Origin of the sequence: Nocardia yamanashiensis NBRC 100130, from assembly GCF_001613325.1 — a bacterium.
GTDB classification, from domain to species: domain Bacteria; phylum Actinomycetota; class Actinomycetes; order Mycobacteriales; family Mycobacteriaceae; genus Nocardia; species Nocardia yamanashiensis.
The window spans coordinates 227998-245036 of sequence record NZ_BDCD01000002.1; the positions used below are offsets into that span (position 1 = coordinate 227998).

Genomic DNA, 17039 nt, shown 5'->3' on the forward strand with positions numbered 1-17039 from the left:
TTCGTCCTTTTCGACCAATTGGCAAGCACTGGTGAGAAATTGGGAGCGCCTGCGAGGCTAACCCGAAAGTGCCGACAGGTCAGGACGACACTCAGATACGCGCGCCCAATCCGCGCAACGCGAAGCGCGCGAACGGGCGCACGAAAGGGGCCGCCCACCGCAGCGGCAGGAAGGCGCCGACGCGTGGACGACCGGCAATGGTCCAGGTCAGCCTGGTGCCGCCCGCGGTTTCGGTGAGCCGGTAGTCCTCGGTGAAGCTGCGCACCAGCAGTGGAATCGAGATCTTGGTGCCGGTCACTGTGAGCCGGGAATGCGGCGCCAGCACGATGACTCGTTCCTCGGCGGCGACAAGTAGACCGTCCAGGGTGCGCAGCGCGCCTTCCCGGCGGTAGTCGTCGCGATAGCGCACGCCGTTGATCAGCGGAATCCAGGAGAAAGTGCCATTGAGCTGCAAGGCATCCCACACCTTGGACGGCGGGCAGGGGAATTCGCGTTCGGCGGTGACGACGAAGGTGGCGCCGCGCGTGCGGAATTCGTCGTAATTGCCGGCGGTGAGCGGCCGCAATTCGAAACCGCGACCGGCCAGTACGTCTTTTGTCCATTTGCGTCCGATGAGCGCGGCGATACCGGCGCCGATCGCGCCCAGCACCGCGGCGATCGCCGCGATGGTGAGGATCGTGGAGAGCATGGCTGCGATATCCGTTCAGAATTCGGCCGGGGCGCCGCGGGTTTTGCGAATGAAGGTGCGGGCCGTGACGCCCGCGTAGGCGGCGCCCGCCACGGTGGCGCGGACCGTGCGCATCTTGTAGAGCTGCCACAGCGCGAACAACGCGGCCAGTCCGGCCGGAATCAGCATGCCGCCGGCGGTGATCAGCAATGCGGCCCAATGCGGCAGGCGCATATCGAGGACGTCGACCAGGAACGAGAAGAAGTAGGCGAGCCCGTAGGCGGCCGCGATCACCGCGAACAGCAGGGCCGCCGCCGCGACCGCGCCGCGGACGAACTCCTTGAACAGGAAGCGCGCCGCCTTCTCGACCTTCGGCCCGAGCCAGGCCAGCAACAGTGCGCCGAGGTGGCGCAGCAGCCGTTCGAATGTGCCCGGCCGGAGTTCGACCGTTGTGCTGTAACCGGATTGGTAGCTCGCCACCCGCGGCCCCCTCGTTCGATCTCGGATTCGGCGGCCGAGGGCCGCCGGAACTGTCGCATCCTAACACGACCGCGTAGATTGTCTGAGACGGTAGATTCGAACCGAGGAGCGTGCCCGGATGTCCCAGCCGACACCGAATTCCATCCCCATCCTGCCGCGTCGCTGGACCGCCGCCGATATCCCGGACCAGCGCGGGAAGACCGCGGTGGTGACCGGAGCCAATAGCGGACTCGGCCTGCGCACGGCCGAAGCGCTCGCCGCCAAGGGCGCGTATGTGCTGATGGCATGCCGCAACGAGCACAAGGCGGCGGTCGCGCTGGAGCGGGTGCGGGCGGCGGCGACCGGGCCGAAACCCGAAGTGCTGCCGCTGGATCTGGCCGATCTGACCTCGGTGCGGCGGGCGGCCGATCATCTCGATGTGCGGGGCGCGGCCATCGATGTGCTGGTGAACAATGCCGGGGTGATGGCCCTGCCGCGAAATCTGCGCACCGCGGACGGATTCGACGCGCAGTTCGGTACCAACCATCTGGGTCACTACGCGTTCACCGGATTATTGCTGCCCGCCCTGTTGCGCGCCGCCGCCCCGCGGGTGGTGACGGTGTCCTCGATCGCGGCCTGGGGCGGAGCGATCAACTGGCTCGATCCGAATTGGAATGTGCTGTACCAGCGCTGGCTGGCCTACAGCCAGTCGAAGCTGGCCAACCTGTTGTTCACCGCCGAACTGGATCGGCGGGCGCGCGCGGCTGGAACGCTGCTGACCGCGGTGGCCGCGCACCCCGGACTGTCCGACACCAACCTCTACGACTCCGACGGCGAGAAGGGGGTGGGCGCCCGGCTGGCCGCGCTGCAGCAGCGCATGATTCACGCCTTCTCGCAATCCGACCGGATGGGCGCGCTACCGCAGCTCTATGCCGCCACCATGCCGGAGCTGCCCGGCAACGCCTACCTCGGACCCGGGTTCGAGACCTTCGGTTACCCGCGCCGTACCCTGCGTAATCCCTTGGCCTACAGCCGTTTACAGGCCGCCAATCTGTGGCGGCTGAGCGAGCGGCTCACCGAGGTCCGCTACGAGTGGCCGCGGCAGCGGGTGTCCACGGTCTGATTCACATGCGGCGCAGCAGCAATCCGCGGATGAACGCCGCCTGCCCGGAATGCTGGATATCGTCGTCGACCACGCTGATCAGCCGCACGCCCAAGGTCACCGGCGGATCCCAGCGGGTGTCGACGATGCGCGGCAGGTCCGCGTCCACCAGCTTCGACACGTAGTCGACGGTCTGCGCGTGCACCGCGTCGAAGTAGCCGATCAGCAGCTCCGCCGACACGCCGCCCAGCTCGGCCACTTCCGCCGAACCGTGCCCGTAACCGGTCGCGGCGTCGTCGAACGGCAGCTCGAACCGCTTCGCCCACCCCGCCGCGGTCCACACCTGCTCGATTCCCGCCACCTCCGCGACGTGATCGTCCTGCACCCGCGTCAGATGCCAGATCAGCCAGGCGATCGAATTGGCCCCCGGTTCCACCCGGGCGGCCAGTTCCTCCTGGCTCAGGCCGGCCACCGCCCCGTGCACGTTCTCCCGTACCCGCCCGAACGCGTCCACCAACAGCTCAGCACTAGTCATACCGTCCTCCAACCTCCGGCATCCACAGGTATTCCACCCTGCCTCGAGGCGGCGGCCGACGCGGCGGAATAGACCGGGATGGTTGCGTGTTGCCAGAGTTGCGGTTACCGTAAGTGCGGTATCCAGTTCGTGGATGTAGGTGTCGACTCCCTCCCACGAGAATCCTTTCCTCACGGTGGCCTTGCTCCCGTGTTCGCTATCTCGCGTACGGCCCGGACCGATACCCGGCCACGCATCCCTTGTCGGCTCGCGCCGCGAGCGGCAACTCATCCCAAGGGGGAAAAACCATGCAAGACAAGACTGTTCAGAATCAGAACCATTCGATCGAGGACGGCTCGGGGACCGTGGTCACCGGGATCCTCGACCTGAAGGACAACCATGCGACGCTGCGGGTCGACGGGTATCTGCCCGGACCGCACGACGCCCACGTGCCCACCCGCCTCGTGCGGGAATTCGGGCTGCGCCGCGGCGATACCGTCACCGGCACAGTGGGATTCAAGAAAGAAGGGGTCAAATTCGCGCCGCTGACCGAGATCTACCTCGTCAACGGGCTCCCGGCCGGTAATGCCAAGGCGCGCCCGCACTTTCAGGATCTGGTGCCCATCTACCCGGACGAGCGGCTGCGGCTCGAGACCGAACCGCACAATCTGATCACCCGGGCCACCGATCTGGTGATGCCGATCGGCAAAGGGCAGCGCGCCCTGATCGTCGCCCCGCCCAAAGCGGGTAAAACCTCTGTGCTGCAATCGATCGCGCACGGCATCGCCAAGAACCATCCGGAATGCCAGCTGCTGCTGGTGCTGGTGGGCGAGCGCCCCGAAGAAGTGACCGATCTGTCCCGCGCGGTGCCCGCCGAGGTCGCCGCCGCCACCTTCGACCTGCCCGCCCACGATCACATCGCGCTGGCGGAACTGGCCATCGAGCACGCCAAGCGCCTGGTCGAAGCCGGCCGCGACGTGGTCGTGCTGCTCGACTCGCTGACCCGCCTGGCCCGCGCCTACAACCTCGCGGCCCCCGGTTCCGGACGCACCCTCGCCGGCGGCGTCGATGCCGCGGCCCTCGCGCCGCCCAAGAAGTTCCTCGGCGCGGCCCGCAATATCGAAGGCGGCGGTTCGCTCACCATTATCGCCACCGCCCTGGTCGAGACCGGTTCGGTCGCCGACACCCTGATCTTCGAGGAGTACAAGGGCACCGGCAATGCCGAACTCAAACTGGACCGGCACCTGGCCGACCGCCGCATGTTCCCGGCCATCGACATCGACCGTTCCAGCACCCGCAAGGAAGAACTGCTGCTGACCGCCGACGAGCTGACCGCCACCCGCTCACTGCGCAAGACCCTCGCCGGTCGCGAACCGCAGCACGGCCTCGAACTCCTGCTCACCGGCCTGCGGCAGACCGATTCCAACACCGAGTTCCTCACCCAGATCCGCACCGCCGCCCAGTAAGGTGGCGGGATGCCCGAGACGACGGTGGCCGACCTGCTGGCCGAGCTGGCCGCGCTCGAGGAACCCAAGGTCCGCGCGGTCAACGAGAAGCACGGCGACGATCACGGCGTGAACCTCACCAAGCTGCGCGCGGTGGCGAAACGGCTGAAAACCCAGCAGGACCTGGCCCGGGAACTGTGGCGCACCGGTGACAGCGCGGCCCGGCTGCTGGCCTTGCTGATCTGCAAGCCGAAGGCGTTCGAGCGGGACGAACTGGACGCCATGCTGCGGCAGGCCCGCACCCCGAAGGTGCAGGACTGGCTGGTGAACTACGTGGTGAAGAAGAACCCGCACGCCGAGGAACTGCGGCAGGTCTGGTTCGCCGATCCCGATCCGATGGTCGCGAGCGCCGGCTGGGCCCTGACCGCCGAACGCGTGGTCAAGGACCCGGACGGCCTGGACCTGCCCGGCCTGCTCGACCGCATCGAAGCCGACATGAAGGACGCCCCGGAACGCCTGCAATGGGCGATGAACACCTGCCTGGCGCAGATCGGCATCGCACACCCCGAATACCGTGCCCGCGCACTCGATATCGGGGAACGCCTGGAAGTACTGAAGGACTATCCCACCGCACCAGGCTGCACCTCCCCGTTCGCTCCCATCTGGATCGCCGAGATGGTGCGCCGGCAGGGCTAGAGGCTGAAGGCGATCGCCCGCAACACCAGCACCACGATGAACACGGCGGTGAAGGCCAGATCGATGGAGACGTCGCCGAGGCGGATGGGCCGCAGCACTTTTCGTACCGGCCCGATCACCGGTTCGGTGAGGCGGTAGACGACGGGGCGGGCGCGGTCGGCCCAGGCGGGCGTATTGCCGAGCACGCCGATCCAGTCCAGGATCAGGCGCACCAGCAGGAGCAGCAGGAACAGGGTCAGCGCGTAGCCGAGCAGGATGCCGATCGCGTGCAAGGGGGACTCCTTCGTGGGCGTCCATTCCAACCTACCGGCGCACCGGTGCGGGGGAGCGCAGGCGCGGGGAGATCGGATGAGTGTCGGGCGCGAGCGCCGCGAGCGTGCGAGAATCTGGCGCTATTGGCCTGCTCACCCGAGATGAGGAGCTGTAGTGCGCTCGAAGTTCTTTATTGGCTTGCCCGTCGCCGTCATGGCGATGGCGCCCATGTACGCGGTCGTCGCCGCGCCCGCCCAGGCGGGAGCGCAGATCTTCACCTGCACCGCCCAGACCTGGGCGGGCGAGGAACTGCCCGCCGTGACCGTGGAAGCGCCCAAGGGCAAGCGGCAGGCCGTGGGCCTGGCCAAGGTCGAATGGCGCGGGACCGCCAAGTTCGCGACCATCGACTGCAAGAAGAACTGACGGGCTAGATCGCGCGGCGGTGGCTCAGCCAGGCGAAAGAAGCCACCCCGAGCGGGATCTGGCACCAGAAGGTGAGTAGGCGGAAGCCGAGGGCCGCGGCGACCGCCACTCCGCCGGACAGGCCCGCCACGGCGGTGAGACCGGCGGCGATGGTGATCTCCTTGCTGCCGACCCCGTTCGGCGAGGGCAGCAGCGGGGCCAGCGCGACCGTCACCAGTTCGACCACGAAGGTGTCGGCGAGGCTCAGATCCGCGCCGACCGCGTGCAGCACCGCCCACAGCGCGATCACCATGAGCAGCGGCTGAGCCAGCGCGCACAGCCACAGGGCGGCGGCGCGACGGGGCCGGAAAGCGGTGCTCGCCACCGACTTCCACGCGTGCGCGGCGTCATGGCGGGCGTGCCGCAGGCGGGCGAACATACCGCGCCAGCCGCCCTGCGCGGCGATGCGGCGGCGCAGCATCAGGGCGCCGGTGACGAACAGACCGGTCGCGACCAGCACACTCACGGCGACGAACGCGGCGGTGCGCCACGGATTGTCGATGACCGAATGCCACAGCCCGGATGGCTTCGAACCCAGATCGTGCCAGGGGGCTTGCGCGCCGGTGCGATCGATCAGCGCCGGGGTGGCCAGCAGCGCCACGACGACGAGCGGAATGCGCACCGCGAAGGCCGCGAAACCGAACAGCGTCATCGACGCCACGGCCGCGGTGTGGCTGAGCCCGGCCCGACGCAGGAAGCGCAGCCGGATGAGCAGCGCGGCCGCCGGAATCAGCCCGATGGCAGGCACCGCCAGCTGCAAGGCGAACAGCCGCCGCGAACAGGTCTGGGCGGGAATCGAACCGCGCAGCATGAGCACCGACGTGGGCCACAGTCCCAGCGTGGCCAGCAGCGCCACGACCAGCCATTTCGGATCGGCGGTCAGGAGCGTGTGAATGCCGGTGCCGACGGCGTCGCGCTGCCACACCACGGCGGCGGCGATGACGGCCGTGCACACCACGGTCGGCAGCGCCTTGCGGAGGGCTCCGGGCGCGGGCGCCGCGGCGGCGGGAACATCACTGGCTGGGCCTTGCAGCTCACTGCCGGGAACAGGAACGGCGGGAACTGCCGCCATCGACTCTCCTTGTATCGCGGACATGCTGGGGTCCGCGGCGCTGCGGATCGGTTGAGATATGAATCGCGAAGGTGCCGATCGACATTAACCCGGATCCCGAGGAGGCGACCCGCGTTCCGGCACAACAGTGGGCACTTTACCGGAAAACAGGAGGGTTGGGTGCGGGCCGCCTCGGAGGGCTCGTTCCCCCGGTGGGGTACGCATCGGGGGAACGAGCCACGGTCAGACTATATGTGTCTCAGACGGATTGCAATGAAGGCTGGGCAATTGCGCTGTGCCCCGCCGTATTTCGTTTCACGCGCCCGTGAGAATTTCCCGGCCGGTCTCGGAACGGAAGAACGGCTCCACGCGCTGCCGGATCAGTTCGGCCAATACGCCGTCCCGCTTGGCGATTTCGATGACCGGCGGCGCGTGCCGGACGAATTCGTCGCGCAGCAGCTGGGGCGTCACCCCGACTTCTTTCCACAACCCGGCCACGGTGTAATCGCCGTAGTATTCCAGGAGAATTCCGGCCGCATCGCCGATCAATTCCGCCAGATAATCCCGGTTCTTGACGGTGGTGACCAGATCGAACACCGCGCCGATGAGCGCCCGCAGTTCCTCGACCTCGATGAACTCGCGCAGGTCGCTGACCGGTTCGCCGGCGAAAAGGTCGTACACCTCGAGCGCCGCATCGGTCAGCGGCGTCTCCTTGATCACCGTCAGGATGGCGTGATTGGTGCGCTTCACCGCGTACTGCGCCGCCGCCGCGCCGGCCTCGCCGAGCCGCTCGCCGAATGCCTTGTCGCCCGCGCTGAGTACCTTGCCGACGGTCCGATCGCCCAGTGAGAGCGCGGATTTCACCACCGGAATCCGCTCGGCCCGGGTGCGGGCGGCGTCGGCCGCGCCGGAGACGATGCGATTGACGAAGGTGGCGGCGACGGTGCCGACCAGCGGGCTCTGGGCGAAACGGTCCAGACCGCGCTCGAACATGGTGTGCATGCCGAGCACGGTCGCGATCAGTTTCGCGACGCCGTCGCGATCCACCACATCGCCGAGCCGGAATTCGTCATTGGCGGACAGATCGTAGACCGCGTCCGCCAATGCCTCGAACAACTGCCGGTTCAGTGCGCTGCTATTGAGTAATTCGATGATCGACAAGGCGGTCTGCTGGACCGATTCCGGCGCCAGCACATCGGCGACCTTCATGGTCTCGGCGACCTCGAAGGTATCGCGCAGAATCGAATCCGTGTGCTCGATCAGCGCTGCACCGGTGATCTGATCGACGATGTACGCGACCGCCGCCTCCGTCAGTCGCCCGGAAACGGCGTCCACGTCGATTTCGCCCGCCACATGTTTCGCCATCGCATGTCCCCTTTTCCCGCTCGTCCGCGACGAGCAACAGGAAAAGTGTCCCAGACACCGAATGCCTGCGCAAAACGAACTACCTACCGGCCGCCCGGTCTCGTTTCTCTCGAATCTGTTGCTGCCGTTGGGACATGTCGTCGCGCTGGAACTCGGTGTAGCCCTGCACCTGGTAGGTGATCACCCGCTGTTGCGCGCCGCAGTCGCGCGCCAGGATCAGCATCGAACCCGCCGCGATGTAGTTGCCGGGTTCGTCGAACACGATCCGCCGATCGAAATCCAGGGGTGTGCTGCACACGTAGAACACGTCGACCACGCCCGCGGCCGAATCGGGGTTGTAGCAACTGACTTCCAGTCGCGACCCGTAGGTGCGCGTGCCCGCGCAGTCGACCGTGGCGGCCGAATCCGGCGCGGCCGCGGCGGGCGCGGCGAGCAGTCCGGTCGCGGTCGGCAGCGCCGCCGCGGTCATGACGAGCCAACCGGTGCGTCTCATACCGTCACCTCTCGGGTAGTGGTTTCGTCCGGCGCCGGTTTGCCGGTCTCGTATTCGGCCAGCCCGATCCGGGCGTGCAGCCGCTGCGCCCAGCGCGGGGCCCACCAGCACCGATCGCCCAGGATGCGCATGATCGCCGGTACCAGCAGCAGGCGAATCACGCTGGCGTCCAGGACGAGCGCGACGATCATGCCGTAGGCGATGTATTTCATGAGCACCAGATCCGAGAGCCCGAACGCCCCGGTCACCACGATCAGCACCAGGGCCGCCGCGGTGATGATGCCGCCGGTGTGCGCGGTCCCGTACCGGATGGCCTCCGGGGTGTGCGCGCCCTTGGCCCGGGCCTCGGCCATGCGGGACATCAGGAAGATCTCGTAGTCGGTGGAGAGCCCGAAGATGATGGCGATGATGATCACCAGCACCGGGAAGCTCAAGGGCTGCGGCGTGAAATCCAGTAACCCGGCGCCGTGCCCGTCGTAGAAGACGAAGGACAGGAAGCCGAGGGTGGCGGTCAGGCTCAGCGCGCTCACCACCACCGCCTTGAGCGGCAGTACGAAGGAACCGAAGGCCAGGAACATCATCAGGAACGAGGCCAGCACCAGAATGGCCAGCAGCCACGGCAGCCGGTCGAGCACGCCGTGGATCGAATCCCGTTCCAGCACCGGCAGTCCCGTGACGTACACGCGCACGCCGGCGGGCGGGTCGATGGCGCGCAGCCCCGCGATCACCTCGTCGGCGTTCTTCGGATCGGCCAGCCCCGATTGGTACACCTTGACGTTCACGCCGTCCTTGGCCACGCCATTGGAGAACGGTTTCTCGAAATCGCCGGTGCGGCCGGGCACCTGGTTCGCCGCCTCGACGATCGCGCCGAGCACCGCCCGGTCCGCGCCTGCGATCACCAGCTTCACCGGCGACACCCGTTCCTTCGGGAACACCGCGTCGAAATCCTGCTGCGCCGTACGGGTTTCATTGCCCGGCGGCAGATACTTCTCGGTCAGCCCGGCGAACTCCACGTGCAGAAACGGCAGGATCAGCCCGAGCAGCACCAGCATGATCGGATACGCCAGCAGCGCGGGCCGCTTCATGGCCCAGGTGGCCAGCCGCGACCAGAACGAGGCATCGATCTGCGCGGTCGTCCTGGTGCGCGAAAATGCTTTCAGGCCGAAGGCATCCACTCGCTTGCCCAGCACCGCCAGCATGGCCGGCAGCACCGTGACCGACAGCAGCGCCGCCAGCACCACGGCGGTCAGTGCCCCTAATGCCACCGATCGCAGGAACGTCATGGGGAAGATCAGCACTCCCGCCACGCACACCACGATGATGGTCGCCGAGAACACGATGGTCCGCCCGGCCGTCGAAACCGTCACGCGCACCGCCGCTTCGGTGGATTTCCCCTCCGCGATCTCCTCCCGGAACCGGCTCACCATGAACAGCCCGTAGTCGATGGCCAGCCCCAGCCCGATCAGCGAGATCACCGCGTCCGCGAACTGGTGCACCTGCATCACCCCGGTCAGCAGGCGCATCACCCCCCACGACCCGGCGATGGTCAGCCCGCCCACGATCATCGGCAGCGCCGCCGCGACCACGCCGCCGAAGACGAAGAACAGCACCACCGCCACCACCGGCAGCGCGATCAGGTGCATGCGATCGATATCGGCCTGCATGGTCAGCCCGACCGCGTCGGCGACCGGCACCCGGCCGGCGATCTGCAGCGACAGCCCGGGAATCGCCAGCTTGTCCGCGATCTGGTGGTAGTAGTCCACGCTGTCCTGATCGCCCTCGCCCTGCAGGCCGATGGACAGGAACACCCGGGTCTTGGACTCGTCCAGGAACCGGGTCTTGCCCAGGCTCCCGTTCCAGTAACCGCTGACATCCTTGATCTGGGTGCGATAGTCGGTGAGCAGGGTCTGGGTGAGCCGTTTACCGGCCGCCTCGATATCCGGGTCGGTGATGCGCTTGCCGGCGGGCGCGGTGTACAGCGCGATCACATCGCCGTCGAAATCCCGCCCGAAGGTGTCGTCGGCGAGTTCGGTGCCCGCCACCGATTCACTGGTGTCGTCGAAGAATCCCTGTGCGGTCAGTTCATCTTGATATCCCAGCCCCAGGAACCCCGAAACCCCCATGAGCGCAACGAATCCGGCGATGACCGTGTAGCGGGCGCGATATGTCCAGCGCCCTAGCCATTGGAACATCGGATCTCCCCTCCGACGAGCCGCCTAGGACGTGCAGGCCGGCGACTTGTAGTCGGTCTGGGCCAGGATTCCGCAGATCTCGCTGACCGGAATCTTCCACTCCCCGTTCACCGGGGTGAGATTCAGCGGCGCGGAGCGGCGATTGCCATTGCCGTCCTTGTCCAGCCAGAATTCGGCCTCGAGCACCTCGCCGTTGATCACCACCGAACCGGCGACCACGCCGAACTTGGCATTCGGGTTCTCCGACAGCGCCTTCGACAATTCCGGCAGATCCGAACGGAATTTCTCCCCGCCCGCCACGATGGACAGCCGCTGATCGTCGCTGACCTGCTTGCCCTTGCCGAACAGATCCTGCAATTTCTTGTCGAGCTGCTCGGCGGTGAGCGCCGCCGGGATCTTCCCGTCGGCCGCGGTGGACGCGGCCGCGCTGGTCGGGGCGACGGTAATGGTGACATCACTGCTGCGAACATTGCTGCCGCCGCACGCGGTGAGTGTCAGAGACAGTGCGGCTCCCATTGTCGCAAGTGAAATAGCCGCTCTCATGCGTACTTTCATGTCCCCTCCGGTGTGATCGTGATCGCAAGTTGCGTTTCATTGGGTCTTGGGTCACAGTATGCTAACAACTGTCTGAGTCGGTAGGCACGGTTTCTGGAGGAGGTGACGGTGGGGGGCTCGCGCAAGCCGCCGGGGCCGGGGTTCGCCTACGGTGCGGCCTTGGTCATCGCGGCGGCCTTGATCGGCGGGGGAGCGGGTCTGGTCGCCTGGTTCCGCACCCACGAGGGCGGGCCGCCGCCGATCATCGTGGTCGCGCCGGGGCCCGAGACGAGCACGTCGCCGCCGGTGCCGACCACCCGGCCCGCGGCCACCGCCACGGCGCGGCCCGTCGTTGCGCCGGAACGCATTCCGCCGACCGGGCCGGACGCGTCGGCCTACACCGCTGCGCCGGGCGGCGCCATGCCGGACTTCGTCAACAAATCGGCCAACCATTACGGCTGGTTCGGTGGTGACGGGGTTTCCGCGCGCTGTGACGAGTGGAATCGGGCCACCGTGGTGGGCTCCACGGTGCAGACCCTGTTCGTGGTGTGCGGAACCTATTTCAAGGCTTACGAATTGGCTTCCGGCGCGCCGATCCGGACCGGTATCGCCGGGGGCGGCGGCAGCTGGACCGGTGCGGGCGAGGGGATTTCGATCCGGCTCACCCGCGACGCCCTGACCCTGGAGCGCGGCGGCGATCCCGTCGTGCAGCCGGTGGTCGAGTGGTGGCAGCCGTAATCGGCTGCCCTTGATCGAATCGGCGGACAGCGCGGTCCGATTCCGATACAGTTCGACGCATTGTCTGTCTCAGACAATGTTGTGGGGAGGACTACTGTGCAGCTGGAAACAACCGTGCCGGAGCCCGATCTCGAAGCCGAATTCGCAGCCGGCTTCCGCGATACGGCCCCGCCGATGCTGCGCCCGTTCGTCGATCTGGCGCTGTGGGCCTGGAATACACTGCTCGGCTCCATCGGCACTTTCGGCCGATTCGTGCTGCTGGCCGCCGACGCCCTGTACGGGCTGGTGCGGGATGCGGTGAAACTGCGGCATCCGTGGCGCGAAACGCTCACCCAGGCCTGGTTCATGATGAGCGTGTCGGGCTGGCCCGCCATTCTCATCTCGGTGCCGCTGGGCGCCATCATCCAGATCCAGGCCGGTTCGCTCGCCGCGCAGGTGGGGGCCACCTCGCAGGCCGGCGCGGCGGGCGGCCTCGGCGTCATCCGGCAAGCGGCCCCGATGATTTCGGGCATTCTCATGGGCGGCGCGGTCGGCGCGGCGGTGGCGGCCGATCTGGGCGCGCGCAAGATCCGCGAGGAGATCGACGCCATTCGCACCCTGGGCATCAATCCCAATCACCGCCTGGTCGCGCCGCGTTTGGCCGCCATGTTCCTGGTCGGCCCGCTCATGTGCGTGCTGGTGGTATTCGTCGGCATGTCGACGATCTACATGATGACGCTGGTGCAGGGCGGCGTGCCGGGCGCGTTCTTCAATTCCTTCGCGGCCTTCTCGAGTACCACCGATCTGATCATCGCCGTCGTCAAGACCGTCGTCTTCGGAATTCTGGTGGTGCTGGTGGCGAGTCAGCGCGGCTTCGAGGCATCGGGCGGGCCCAAAGGGGTGGCCGACTGCGTGAACGCCACGGTGGTGCTGGGCGTCATGACGACCTTCGCCGCCAATGTGCTCATCACCCAGCTGCTCACCATCTGGTTCCCGGATCAGGGGATCTGACATGGTGATTCCGTCGAAATACCGTGCGCTGGGCCTGCATTCGGCACAGCGAGCCGCCGATATCGCGGTGCCGCTGGTGGGACTCGGGCATCAATTCGCCTTCGCTTATCACGTGCTGCGCGCGGTGCCGCGTACCCTGCACCGCTATCGCCGCCAGATCGGCGTGGTGTTCATGGATATCGGCTGGGGCAACGGCCGGGTCATCGTGGGCGGCGGCACCGTCGGCGTGGTGGTGTTCATGGGCCTGATGACCGGGGCCATGATCGGCATCGAGGCCTTCCGGCTCCTGGACATGCTCGCCATGGGCCCGCTCACCGGTTTCATCTCCTCCTTCGCCAATACCCGCGAGCTGGCCCCGCTCATCGCCGCCATCGCGTTCGCCGCCCAGGCCGGCTGCCGGATCACCGCCGAAATCGGTTCCATGCGCATCTCCGAGGAGATCGACGCGCTGGAAGCCACCGCGGTGGAACCGATTCCGTTCGTGGTGACCACCCGCGTCATCGCCGGGGTGCTGATCGTGGTGCCGGTCTACCTGGCGTCGCTGGCGTGCAGCTATTTCGCGACGGCATTCTTCATCAAGGTGGTGCACGGCCAGGCCGGCGGCACCTACGACCACTACTTCCAGGCCTTCCTGAACCCGAAGGACGTGTTCCTGTCGCTGTTCAAGGCGGTGGTGTTCGTCATCGTCATCATCCTGGTGCACTCCTACTACGGCTTCTACGCCTCGGGCGGGCCGGAGGGGGTCGGGGTGGCTTCCGGGCGCGCCATTCGCGCCAGCCTGGTGCTGATCATCGTGCTGGATCTGACGCTGACCACGGCGCTGTGGGGAATGCTCGTCAGCGATATACGAATTACGGGATAGCGCATGGGAACTGCCAGATACCAGGCCATCAACGGGCGCGGCCCCAAACCGTGGCAGCTGCTGCTCACCGGAGTGGCCGGCGGTGCGGTGCTGCTCGCCGTATCGCTGCTGTTCACCACCGCGGTGAAAGGCGGATTCGCGCCCGAGTTCATTGTCAATATCCAGGCCGAGCAGGTCGGCGAGGGCATTGTCGAAGGCGCGGACGTCAAGATGGACGGGCTGCGCATCGGACAGGTCAGCCGGATCGAAAGCCGCGGCGCGGAAAGTCAATTCGTGCAATTGTCGCTGGCGCCGGAGAACGCGAAATTCCTCGCCGAGAACGTGCGCGCCCGGTTCGTCTCCTCCAATACGCTCGGCATGACCGCGCTGGAACTGTTCTATCTCGGCCCGCGCGGCAAGCAGCTGGAGGCCGGGGCCACCATCACCCTGCCCAAGGACAGTCAGACCGTCACCGTCACCACCGTCATTCGCGCGGTCGGCGAACAGCTCGGCAAGATCGATCCCGCGCCCGCCGGCCGGATCGGCCAGGTGCTGGCGTTCGAGGGCAGTGCCGACGGCATCGGCAAGATGATCTCCACGGCAATAGAGATGGGCCGGATGAAGGTCGGCGACGAGATTCTCGTGGGGCTCGACGCGCGACCGGGATTGGTGCAGGGGGCCGAGGCCAGCGCCGATCTGGTGCAGCTCTCGCACGACGCGCTCGCGCTGTTCCGGGCGCAGGCCGCCCGTATCGCCTTCCTCACCGACCGGCACGAAGACCTCGAGGCCATCGTGACCCTGGTCGCCCAGGTCATCGGCGACGCCCTGCAGATTCTCCCGCAGCCGGGCGCCGACTCGGTGCTGGATGCCCTGATCAGCGCGCTGACGCCGGTGGGCGGCGCGGCGGGCGGTCTCACCAGCTTCTACACCAGGATTCCGCAATTGCTCGAGCAGATCGACAAGTCCTTCGTCGCCAATCCCGATGGGACGGTGTCGATGAAGATCCAGCTGCTGCTGGCCGGGCTGCCCTATCTCGCGGGTGACCCCAAAGTGGTTGCGGCCGCGCCGGTTTCGGGAGCTCCCGCACTGCCCGGGCTGCCGCAGATACCCGGCTTGCCGATTCCGCCCGGGCTCTTCGGCCCGCCCGCCCCGGCCGACGGGGGACAGCGGTGAAATCGGTTCGTACCGCGGCTGTTCGGCTGATCGTCGTCGGCCTGGTCATCGCCGTCATGGGCGCCATGATCTGGACCGCGCTGCAGACGCCGGTGAAGGGCGGCACCCGTGCTTTCGCCGCGCACATCAGCGATGTGTCGGGCCTGAAACAGGGTTCGGACGTGCGCATGGCGGGCGTGCAGGTCGGCAAGGTCACCACCATCACCCTCGACGGCGCGGTGGCGTACGTGGAATTCACCGTGGCCGAGGGGCAGGAGGTCTACGACAATACCGAGGCCGCGGTGCTGTTCTCCTCGCTCATCGGCGACCGCTACCTGGCCCTGCAACAGAAGGTCGCGCCGGGGCGGAAACTGCCGTCCGGCAGCACCATTCCCATCGAGCGCACGCACGGCTCGTTCGACATCTCCGAACTGTTCGACGCCGTACGGCCCATCTTCGAGACGCTGTCCACCGGATCGGTGGACAAGTTCCTGGAGAACCTGCTGCTGGTCGCCTCCGGGGACGGGCGCGGGCTGGGTCCGGTGATGGACAGCCTCGACAAGATCATCGCGGTGGCCTCCAGCCAGGAGCCGGTGGTGATCCTGCTGGCCGACAACCTGTCCGGGCTGCTCAATCGCTTCGAGGGTCAATCGCCCAAGATCGACCTCATGATCGACCAGGTGCTGGGCCTGGTGGACGGCATCTACGCCAAGCTCGACACGCTGAACAGCCTGATCGAGAAGGCGATTCCGGGCCTGAACGCCGCCATGCCGATGTTCGACCGCCTGGTCGGCATCTACTACGACAACTTCCCCGGCCTGGAACGTCTGTACAACACCCTGCTCGGACCCGACATGGTGACCTTCATCCGGCAGGTGCTGGCCGCCGTGCCCACCGCCATGCAGACCGTCAATGGCCTCATTCTCGAGCCCGAGGCGGGCGAGCGCTGGAGCTGCCTGAGCGGACTGCCGATCCCGGTCACCGTCGTCATGGGCGTCGAGCGGATGGAGAGCTGCAAGTGAACCTGCCAACGCCGAGCTTCGCCTTCGAAAGGCTGTCCGTACCGCGAATCAGGCTGCCGCGCTTGACGGTTCGCAGTGCCGCGGCGCAGACCAAGTTCGAGTTCCGGATCGGCATCGCCGCCATCCTGGTCACCGTCGCGGCACTGGTGGCCGCCGTCGGAGCCTTCGTGATCCCGTTCGGAGAGACCGTCTATCGCGCCGAATTCGGCAATTCCGGGGACGTGCGCACCGGCGACGACGTGCGGGTGGCCGGCATCTCGGTCGGCAAGGTGCGCAGCGTGACCCTGGTCGAGGACCACGCCGAGATCGCCTTCGGGCTCGACTCCAAGGTGCGCGTCGGCGTCGACTCGCGGGTCACCGTCCGGCTGCTCACCCCGATCGGCGGGCGCTTCGTCACGGTCGAACCGGCCGGGCCCGGCACCGCCGCCGGGAAGATCATTCCGCGCGAGCGCACCAGGACGCCCTACGACCTGTCCGCGGCGCTGGAACAGGTGACCCCGGCGCTGTCGGCCCTCGATACCGGGAAGCTGCGGGAGACCATCGCGAAATTGGCGGGGGCGTTCGAACAGCAGCCGGCCGCGCTGAACGGAATCCTGAACAGCGTCAACAGTTTGTCCGCGATCATCGTGCAGCGGCGCACCGAATTCGCGCGCACCCTGGACGTGGCCAAGGAGTACTTCGAGACGCTGATGAACAAGCTGGACCGGCTGCAATTGGCCGGGCAGCACGTGCTGGACCTGTACCGGGTCATCGCGGCCAATCGGGACGGGCTGGTCAATCTGGCCGCGCAGATCCGGCGCGCGTTCGATTACGTCACACCGATTTTCGACGCGGCCCAGAATCAGCTCGGGCCGGCGCTGGAACCGCTGTACGACACCATCGACAAATCGGTGGCCGATCTGGTCGGCAACAAGGACGCGCTGGCGAGCATGAACCAGAACCTGGCGCGGCTGCTGGAGTGGTTCGCGCGCAACAGCGACAACCCGTACGTCAAGGTCGACCATTCGGGGGCCATCGTCACCGATACGCCTTTGTGCCCGGCCGGGAAGCAGGGGTGCTGAACC

General features: G+C 67.1%; 18 protein-coding genes and 1 pseudogene. 10 read left to right on the forward strand and 9 right to left on the reverse strand.

The features are described 5' to 3' along the window. Positions 1-91: 91 nt before the first annotated feature. Both NY1_RS01125 and NY1_RS01130 read right to left on the reverse strand, forming a co-directional pair. On the reverse strand, positions 92-688 hold the full coding sequence (locus tag NY1_RS01125; RefSeq protein WP_067706805.1) for an SRPBCC family protein: 597 nt from the start codon (positions 686-688) through the stop codon (positions 92-94). A gap of 15 nt (positions 689-703) precedes the next feature. Then, a complete protein-coding gene (locus NY1_RS01130) occupies positions 704-1147 on the reverse strand; it encodes a hypothetical protein (protein ID WP_067706808.1) in 444 nt (147 codons plus the stop codon). A gap of 118 nt (positions 1148-1265) precedes the next feature. On the opposite strand from NY1_RS01130, the gene NY1_RS01135 reads away from it, so the two are divergent. Beyond that, entirely contained in the window at positions 1266-2249 is a 984-nt protein-coding gene (locus NY1_RS01135; protein ID WP_067706810.1) for an oxidoreductase, read from the forward strand. Between the two features lies 1 nt (position 2250). Here NY1_RS01135 and NY1_RS01140 read toward each other — a convergent pair whose 3' ends face one another. Then, positions 2251-2763: a mycothiol transferase gene (locus NY1_RS01140; RefSeq protein ID WP_067706812.1), complete on the reverse strand. Its 513-nt coding sequence runs from the start codon at positions 2761-2763 to the stop codon at positions 2251-2253. A gap of 290 nt (positions 2764-3053) precedes the next feature. On the opposite strand from NY1_RS01140, the pseudogene NY1_RS01145 reads away from it, so the two are divergent. Then, a pseudogene (locus NY1_RS01145) lies at positions 3054-4208 on the forward strand (transcription termination factor Rho, short form); the annotation flags it as partial. Positions 4209-4217: 9 nt separating this feature from the next. Then, positions 4218-4883: a DNA alkylation repair protein gene (locus NY1_RS01150; protein ID WP_067706815.1), complete on the forward strand. Its 666-nt coding sequence runs from the start codon at positions 4218-4220 to the stop codon at positions 4881-4883. Here the strand turns inward: NY1_RS01150 and NY1_RS01155 are convergent. Further along, positions 4880-5155, reverse strand: a complete 276-nt coding sequence (locus NY1_RS01155) for a YggT family protein (protein ID WP_067706818.1) — start codon at positions 5153-5155, stop codon at positions 4880-4882. The genes NY1_RS01150 and NY1_RS01155 overlap by 4 nt on opposite strands. A 154-nt stretch (positions 5156-5309) precedes the next feature. Between NY1_RS01155 and NY1_RS01160 the strand changes: the two genes are divergently transcribed. Beyond that, complete coding sequence (locus NY1_RS01160) at positions 5310-5558, forward strand: hypothetical protein (protein ID WP_157575176.1); 249 nt, start codon at positions 5310-5312, stop codon at positions 5556-5558. Positions 5559-5562: 4 nt separating this feature from the next. On the opposite strand, the gene NY1_RS01165 is transcribed toward NY1_RS01160, so the two are convergent. From NY1_RS01165 to NY1_RS01185, 5 genes are all read right to left on the reverse strand, one after another. After that, entirely contained in the window at positions 5563-6669 is a 1107-nt protein-coding gene (locus tag NY1_RS01165; RefSeq protein WP_067706824.1) for a lysylphosphatidylglycerol synthase transmembrane domain-containing protein, read from the reverse strand. Positions 6670-6963: 294 nt separating this feature from the next. Continuing rightward, entirely contained in the window at positions 6964-8013 is a 1050-nt protein-coding gene (locus tag NY1_RS01170) for a hypothetical protein (protein ID WP_067706827.1), read from the reverse strand. Between the two features lie 79 nt (positions 8014-8092). Beyond that, positions 8093-8506 carry a hypothetical protein gene (locus NY1_RS01175; RefSeq protein ID WP_067706829.1) on the reverse strand — a complete coding sequence of 138 codons (414 nt, stop codon included), beginning with the start codon at positions 8504-8506 and terminating at the stop codon, positions 8093-8095. Next, positions 8503-10698 (reverse strand): MMPL family transporter, encoded by a 2196-nt coding sequence (locus NY1_RS01180; RefSeq protein ID WP_067706832.1) that lies wholly within the window; start codon positions 10696-10698, stop codon positions 8503-8505. The genes NY1_RS01175 and NY1_RS01180 overlap by 4 nt, the downstream gene beginning before the upstream one ends. Before the next feature lie 24 nt (positions 10699-10722). Beyond that, positions 10723-11214, reverse strand: coding sequence for an MTB12 C-terminal domain-containing protein (locus NY1_RS01185; protein ID WP_067706834.1), 492 nt, complete (start codon positions 11212-11214; stop codon positions 10723-10725). Between the two features lie 147 nt (positions 11215-11361). Here NY1_RS01185 and NY1_RS01190 point away from each other — a divergent pair, with 147 nt between their 5' ends. The 6 genes from NY1_RS01190 to NY1_RS43560 all read left to right on the forward strand — a co-directional run bounded on the left by NY1_RS01190 (position 11362) and on the right by NY1_RS43560 (position 17036). Then, entirely contained in the window at positions 11362-11970 is a 609-nt protein-coding gene (locus NY1_RS01190) for a hypothetical protein (protein WP_157575177.1), read from the forward strand. Positions 11971-12066: 96 nt separating this feature from the next. Then, on the forward strand, positions 12067-12960 hold the full coding sequence (locus NY1_RS01195) for an MlaE family ABC transporter permease (protein ID WP_233434156.1): 894 nt from the start codon (positions 12067-12069) through the stop codon (positions 12958-12960). A gap of 1 nt (position 12961) precedes the next feature. Next, entirely contained in the window at positions 12962-13822 is an 861-nt protein-coding gene (locus NY1_RS01200) for an ABC transporter permease (protein WP_067706840.1), read from the forward strand. A 3-nt stretch (positions 13823-13825) separates the two neighbouring features. Continuing rightward, complete coding sequence (locus tag NY1_RS01205) at positions 13826-14974, forward strand: MlaD family protein (RefSeq protein WP_067706843.1); 1149 nt, start codon at positions 13826-13828, stop codon at positions 14972-14974. Further along, positions 14971-15975 carry an MlaD family protein gene (locus NY1_RS01210; RefSeq protein ID WP_067706846.1) on the forward strand — a complete coding sequence of 335 codons (1005 nt, stop codon included), beginning with the start codon at positions 14971-14973 and terminating at the stop codon, positions 15973-15975. The genes NY1_RS01205 and NY1_RS01210 overlap by 4 nt, the downstream gene beginning before the upstream one ends. A gap of 62 nt (positions 15976-16037) precedes the next feature. Further along, positions 16038-17036 (forward strand): MCE family protein, encoded by a 999-nt coding sequence (locus NY1_RS43560; protein ID WP_067706849.1) that lies wholly within the window; start codon positions 16038-16040, stop codon positions 17034-17036. The last annotated feature ends 3 nt before the right edge of the window (positions 17037-17039 follow it).

Bases quoted from the DNA above. Each gene is read 5' to 3' on its own strand.
- NY1_RS01125 (WP_067706805.1), bottom strand. From the start codon at position 688: ATGCTCTCCACGATCCTCACCATCGCGGCGATCGCCGCGGTGCTGGGC.
- NY1_RS01135 (WP_067706810.1), top strand. From the start codon at position 1,266: ATGTCCCAGCCGACACCGAATTCCATCCCCATCCTGCCGCGTCGCTGG.
- NY1_RS01140 (WP_067706812.1), bottom strand. From the start codon at position 2,763: ATGACTAGTGCTGAGCTGTTGGTGGACGCGTTCGGGCGGGTACGGGAG.
- NY1_RS01150 (WP_067706815.1), top strand. From the start codon at position 4,218: ATGCCCGAGACGACGGTGGCCGACCTGCTGGCCGAGCTGGCCGCGCTC.
- NY1_RS01165 (WP_067706824.1), bottom strand. From the start codon at position 6,669: ATGGCGGCAGTTCCCGCCGTTCCTGTTCCCGGCAGTGAGCTGCAAGGC.
- NY1_RS01170 (WP_067706827.1), bottom strand. From the start codon at position 8,013: ATGGCGAAACATGTGGCGGGCGAAATCGACGTGGACGCCGTTTCCGGG.
- NY1_RS01175 (WP_067706829.1), bottom strand. From the start codon at position 8,506: ATGAGACGCACCGGTTGGCTCGTCATGACCGCGGCGGCGCTGCCGACC.
- NY1_RS01180 (WP_067706832.1), bottom strand. From the start codon at position 10,698: ATGTTCCAATGGCTAGGGCGCTGGACATATCGCGCCCGCTACACGGTC.
- NY1_RS01185 (WP_067706834.1), bottom strand. From the start codon at position 11,214: ATGGGAGCCGCACTGTCTCTGACACTCACCGCGTGCGGCGGCAGCAAT.
- NY1_RS01200 (WP_067706840.1), top strand. From the start codon at position 12,962: ATGGTGATTCCGTCGAAATACCGTGCGCTGGGCCTGCATTCGGCACAG.
- NY1_RS01205 (WP_067706843.1), top strand. From the start codon at position 13,826: ATGGGAACTGCCAGATACCAGGCCATCAACGGGCGCGGCCCCAAACCG.